1 protein-coding gene is annotated in these 792 nt (G+C 37.8%); it reads left to right on the forward strand.

Annotated features, from left to right (window positions below; translation table 11 throughout):
* Positions 1-123: 123 nt before the first annotated feature.
* Positions 124-792 (forward strand): transposase (locus QEZ38_RS09755; protein WP_281335785.1); only part of this gene is annotated, 669 nt, incomplete at its 3' end.

Raw genomic sequence — 792 nt, forward strand, 5'->3', positions numbered from 1 at the left:
GGCTCTATAATTTCTGTAGTGGGTAAAACCACCATAGGAATTATGGAGCCTATTTTGTTGTAGAAAAAAAGTCCCATAAGACCTATAATGAAAAGCGACCAAACCATCATTAGAAAGAATCTTATGGAACAATTAAATTTTATCACAAACTTACTCGGAATTAAAGACAAGAACATCAAAATCTTGGATTATCTTGATGCTGGAACTCATAAAGAAGTCATCGCTAAGCTAGATTATCCTGCTCCTAAGTGTCATCACTGCCTAGGGCAAATGACTAAATATGACTTCCAGAAAGAATCTAAAATCCCCTATCTAGAGTGTGCAGGCTATAAGACACTCATTCGATTGAGAAAACGCCGTTTCCGTTGTAAAGTCTGCGGGAAAATAGCTGTCGCAGAGACTTCCTTAGTCAAAAAGAATCACCAAATCGCGACCATCGTCAACCAGAAAATCACTCAAAAATTAATCGAGAAAGTCCCTATGACGGCTATCGCAGAAAGTCTATCTGTCTCTACTTCGACAGTCATTCGTAAATTGAAAGAATTCAAATTCAAGACAGATTTATCTTTCCTTCCAACTCACATGTCTTGGGATGAATACAGCTTCAAGAAAGGTAAGATGAGTTTCATTGCACAGGATTTTGATTCCAGAAAGATCGTAACTATTCTGGATGGACGAACTCAAGCGACTATTCGCAATCATTTTCTTCGTTATTCTAGTCAGGTGAGAAGTCGCGTGAAAGTCATTACAATGGATATGTTTAGTCCCTATTACGATATTGCCAGAAAACTT

This window comes from Streptococcus taonis (assembly GCF_029948085.1).
Taxonomy (GTDB): domain Bacteria; phylum Bacillota; class Bacilli; order Lactobacillales; family Streptococcaceae; genus Streptococcus; species Streptococcus taonis.